Source organism: Winogradskyella sp., assembly GCF_025210595.1.
GTDB lineage: Bacteria > Bacteroidota > Bacteroidia > Flavobacteriales > Flavobacteriaceae > Winogradskyella.
The window spans coordinates 1-4883 of sequence record NZ_JAOARH010000104.1 but is presented as its reverse complement, the minus strand read 5'-3'; the positions used below and the strand labels follow the sequence as shown (position 1 = coordinate 4883).

At 31.4% G+C, this 4883-nt stretch carries 7 protein-coding genes; all 7 read right to left on the bottom strand.

Annotation, left to right across the window (positions count from 1 at the left end):
- The coding region (locus tag N4A42_RS11365; RefSeq protein ID WP_294074052.1) for a DUF819 family protein at positions 1-1097 on the bottom strand (1097 nt) is incomplete at its 3' end.
- Positions 1098-1160: 63 nt separating this feature from the next.
- Positions 1161-1340: an Arc family DNA binding domain-containing protein gene (locus tag N4A42_RS11360; protein WP_294074050.1), complete on the bottom strand. Its 180-nt coding sequence runs from the start codon at positions 1338-1340 to the stop codon at positions 1161-1163.
- A complete protein-coding gene (locus N4A42_RS11355) occupies positions 1333-1842 on the bottom strand; it encodes a hypothetical protein (protein ID WP_294074048.1) in 510 nt (169 codons plus the stop codon). The genes N4A42_RS11360 and N4A42_RS11355 overlap by 8 nt, the downstream gene beginning before the upstream one ends.
- Positions 1842-2000 carry a DUF4177 domain-containing protein gene (locus N4A42_RS11350; RefSeq protein WP_294074046.1) on the bottom strand — a complete coding sequence of 53 codons (159 nt, stop codon included), beginning with the start codon at positions 1998-2000 and terminating at the stop codon, positions 1842-1844. The genes N4A42_RS11355 and N4A42_RS11350 overlap by 1 nt, the downstream gene beginning before the upstream one ends.
- A gap of 3 nt (positions 2001-2003) precedes the next feature.
- On the bottom strand, positions 2004-2864 hold the full coding sequence (locus tag N4A42_RS11345) for an SPFH domain-containing protein (RefSeq protein WP_294074044.1): 861 nt from the start codon (positions 2862-2864) through the stop codon (positions 2004-2006).
- A 378-nt stretch (positions 2865-3242) separates the two neighbouring features.
- Entirely contained in the window at positions 3243-4169 is a 927-nt protein-coding gene (locus tag N4A42_RS11340) for an alpha/beta hydrolase (RefSeq protein WP_294074042.1), read from the bottom strand.
- Positions 4170-4622: 453 nt separating this feature from the next.
- Positions 4623-4883 (bottom strand): alpha-ketoglutarate-dependent dioxygenase AlkB (locus tag N4A42_RS11335; RefSeq protein ID WP_294074040.1); only part of this gene is annotated, 261 nt, incomplete at its 5' end.

The window sequence follows — 4883 nt, the reverse complement described above, 5'->3', positions numbered from 1 at the left end:
ATTAAAAAGAGTAAACCTACATGTATTGCCATCCAAACTAAACCTACTACTATTAATCCAGGATTATCAACAATCTTTGTTAAATCCATTTTCATACCAATAGATGCTACTAGAACATAAATAAATACACTACCTATTTTACTTGCACCAGCACCTTCGTATTTTTTTAATTTGGTAAACGATAATATAATACCTAAAACTGTTGCTATTGAAATCATCCAAAAGAATTGAGAACCAAACGAAGACCAAGCAGATTTTTTATCACTTACAGCTTCAACATTAGTCTTTAAAAATTCAGAAATTTCATTTGCGCCAAAATGAGAAATACCAACCACAGTAAATGCTACACCAAGAATAACCATAAAATCGGTTAAGGTTGGGTTTCTGGAAATACTATCAGCATAGCTTGATACTTTTTCTTTTAAGGTTTCAATAGCAGTATTATCTGCTTTTAACCATTTGTCAATCTTCTTTTGCTTACCAATACCAAGTAAAAGGATTGCCATCCATATATTAGCTACTACAATATCAACAATTACCATTCCTGCGTAATTTGAAGTATTGTACTCATAGATTTCTAACATTGCAGCTTGATTGGCTCCTCCACCAATCCAACTTCCGGCAAGTGTTGCTAAACCTCTCCAAACCGCATCTGCACCTGCGCCACCAACGGTTTCAGGAGATACCAAGGCGATCAAATAAACAGCAATAGGACCACCAATAATGATTCCTATGGTTCCTGTGCCAAACATAGCTAATGCTTTCCAACCAAGATTAAAGACTGCTTTAAGGTCTATACTAATAGTCATAAGTACTAGAGCAGCAGGAAGCAAAAACCTACTCGAAATGTAATACACTTGCGATTTGTGTTTAACAACTTCTCCTGTAGCTTCTGTAGTTTCCCATTCAGGAGCTATTATCCCAAAGGTGGTTAAAGCTGCTGGCATCATATATGCCATTAAAAGTGCAGGAACATATTTATAGAATTTTTTCCAAAAACTGTTTTCGCTAGAAGATGTATAAAAAACAAAGCCTAACATTAGCATTAATAACCCAAAAACAATAGTGTCTTGAGTGAATAGAGGTGAAGCGTTCATAGATTTTAAATTAAAGGCGCAAAATACCAAAATTAAGTGCATTAAAAAAGTGATCGTTTACGATCACTTTTCATCTTTTGGATTTTTTTTCTTTATAGGTTGCCTTTTATGCTCTTTTAAATATTGCATTAGCATCCATTCTATTTGTCCGTTGGTACTACGAAACTCATCTGCAGCCCATTTTTCAATAGCTTTCAGCATATCTTCATTAATCCGTAATGCAAAGGCTTTCTTTTTAGACATTTGTGTTGAGTTTAGATTTATACATTTCTAAAATACGTTTAGCATCATCTTGTTTTTGAGTACCAATAAGAAGTTTTTTGCCATTTTTTAATTCTAGTTGAATTCCAATATCACCAGAGACATTAATGGCTTTTCCTTTAGATTTGTTCCAAAAATAACCTCCTTTTATTCCCCAACCTCCATATTCACCCAAAGGGTCGTAGGTTCTTACATAAGCTGTATTTATTTCGCTCCATTCAATAAGTTTATATTTTAAATAAAATGGAAAAAACTTATAATAAATTCCTTTCTCATCTATTCGAGAAGAAAGTTTAAATACAAATATAAAACTAGATGCAAGGATGATTAAAGCAATAAGTCCAATAGTTTCTAAAGAAGACAATGTGTTAACGTTTTCGGTTTGCTCTTTTATAATAAGACCAATTGGGACTAATGTACTTATTACCATAAGTACAATAATCCACAATTGATTAAACCGTTGTTCTTCTTTAAAAATTTTCATTATCTATTTTTATCGCGTTCAAAAACGACACTTGTCCAACTTTGACCAATAAATGTAACAGTCCAGCCTTCTCTTGCATGTTGGTTTAATATATCTTCAAAATTTTTAAATCTATTTCTAAAACCAAATTTTGGTCGTATTACTTTATATTCTTTCATTTTTTAATGACTTAATGTTCCTGTGTTTACAACTGGAGAAGCATCTTTATCTCCACAAAGTACAACCATAAGATTACTTACCATTGCAGCTTTGCGTTCTTCATCTAAATCAACAACCTCATTTTTATTGAGTTCTTCAATAGCCATTTCTACCATACTTACTGCTCCCTCAACAATTTTGTGTCTTGCAGCAACAATTGCAGTAGCTTGCTGACGTTTTAGCATGGCATTAGCAATTTCTTGTGCGTACGCTAAATAACCTATACGAGCTTCTAAAACTTCTATACCAGCAATAGAAAGACGCTCATCTATTTCTTTCTCTAAAGCATTGCTTACTTCATTAACACTAGAGCGTAAGGTGATATCTTCTGCATGACCCTCGTCTGCAAAATTATCGTAAGGATACATACTTGCTAATTTACGTACCGCAGCATCTGTTTGTACACGCACAAAGTTTTCGTAATTATCTACATCAAAAGCAGCTTTGTAGGTGTCTTGTACACGCCAAACTAAGATGGTACTTATCATTACAGGATTTCCTAGCTTGTCATTTACCTTAAGACGTTCACTGTCAAAATTGCTAGCTCTTAATGATATTTTCTTTTTAGTGTAAAACGGATTTACCCAATAAAAGCCATTCTTTTTTATTGTGCCTACATATTTTCCGAATAAAAGAAGTGCACGCGAGCCATTAGGCTGTACCATAACAAAACCAAAAGCCATTACTAAGGCTGCAATTATAATAATAACTGGTAAAGGATTTTCTAAAGAAATAATGGTTGCTATACTTCCGAATAGTAAAATAAAAAATACAAATAGCATAAAGTATCCATTTGCAGGAACGATGATCTTTTCTTCTTTCATGTGTTTTGAGTTTAATGTTTTTTATATGACACATACTGTATGCTGTTCCTAATTTTAATAAAATGATAAAATCTAGAGGGCATTTGTGTCATATAATAAATTGGTTAATTATTAAATTAATCAATATGATATTAAAACGATATCATAAAGATATATAAGATATGTGTGTTAATCCAAATATTTGTTACATTTTTTTGAAAAAAACTTAAAAAATAAAGTTTGGCACGCGGTTTGTTATATACTAAGTGTAATGGTTACAGCGAGAGTTACAACCGTAACACACTACAAAATCGCGACATTACATTTTGGTTGGTTAGTTAGTAAAAAAGCATCTCGTTATTGAGATGCTTTTTTAATTGTTGTATATGATGTTATGTTTTAAGATTGTATAAATGTAATAATACGATCAACAAGTTTAGTTGAAATAGGTCTAGCAGCTTCGTTGTAAGATTTTGAATTTTCAAGATCACCTCCTTCTATTTCAAATAATACATGGTTCATGTTTTCTATAATACTTAATTCTGCTTTTTTATTGGCATCTTTAAGTAATTGAGCCTCCTCTTCTGGTACTTGAAGATCTTTTGTACCATTAATAATTAAAACAGGCATTTTCAAGTCACTAATAACTTCCGTAGGATTATATTTCATCCAATTAATCATAAACGGTTGTAAATCTATACTAAATACTGAAGCTAGAGCTTGTGGATAATCTGTAGTGGTTTTGCCTTGTTTTAGTTTGTCCACTATTTTTTGTGCTTCTTCGCCAAGTTTTGGTGCCATTTTGGTAACCTGCTCAACAATAACATCGCCAATGTTTTGTCCTGCGCCAGCTAATGAAATAAAACCATCGGCTTTATCTTTTGCAGAAAGCATACCAACCAAGCTACCTTGGCTGTGACCTACTATATAGATTTTAGAATATTGATCTTTCGCTTTGAAAAAAGTAATAACATCTTCGGCATCACTTACAAAATCATCAAACATCATATCTTTATCTATGTTGCCTTTGCGTATTTGTTTTACAATACGCTTATCGTATCTAAAAGTAGCAATGCCTTTATTTGTAAGGTTTTCTGCTAGTTTTTTTAGCGAATTGTTTTTTAGAAAATTCTGATTACCATTTCTGTCGGTAGGACCAGAACCAGAAATGATAATGGCTAAATTTGGTTTTTCGGAATTGCTAGGAACTAGTAAAGTACCGTCAATAAATTTTGAAACAGAAATTTCTTCTTCGGTATATGTTTTTTCTTGAGAATAATTAATACCAGAAATTAGAACAATTAATACAAATAAATAATGCTTCATTTTGAAATGATTTAATGTTGTAAATTTAATTGATAATACATTCAATCTTTATTTTTAAACTTTTTTTGTTAGTAATTAGTATTCAAAATTTATCTTTTTTGTTTTTTATGAAGATGTATTTTATCGACGAAATGCAATATTTCATCTTTAAATGTTAAAATTAAGTGTATTTTATCGATTAATACTGTTTTTTAGCGACATAATTGAAACCTAATTATATATTTGAAGTGTACTAAAAGTTAGTTTTTAGTTCAATGGATTAATTAATTAATATTTGCATTATGTTATGTTGACTTAGAGACCCTAAATCTACTATCATAATAAAAAAAGCAAATTAGAAAAACCGGGTTTGAGGGAACCCGGTTTTTTGTTTGACTTCGACTTCGCTCAGCCACCAATTTATTATTTCTTGATTCGCTACTTTGTCAATAATTTGGACATGTATAATTTGTCTTATATTAACCTTCTAAAGGTTAGATTAATTCTTGGTTGAATTTTCTTTTTGGTTTTAGCAATTTGATGCAACCAGTAGTATTGCATTTCACCTTTCATTATTAATAGACTTCCGTGAGAGAGATTTAGTTTGTGCCGTTCATTTTTTAATGTTCTATGTTTAAAATGAAAAGGTCGCTCTTCTCCAAAACTTACAGAGGCAATAACAGGGTTTTTACCTAATTCTTTTTCATTATCTGCATGCCAGCCATTACTGTCATT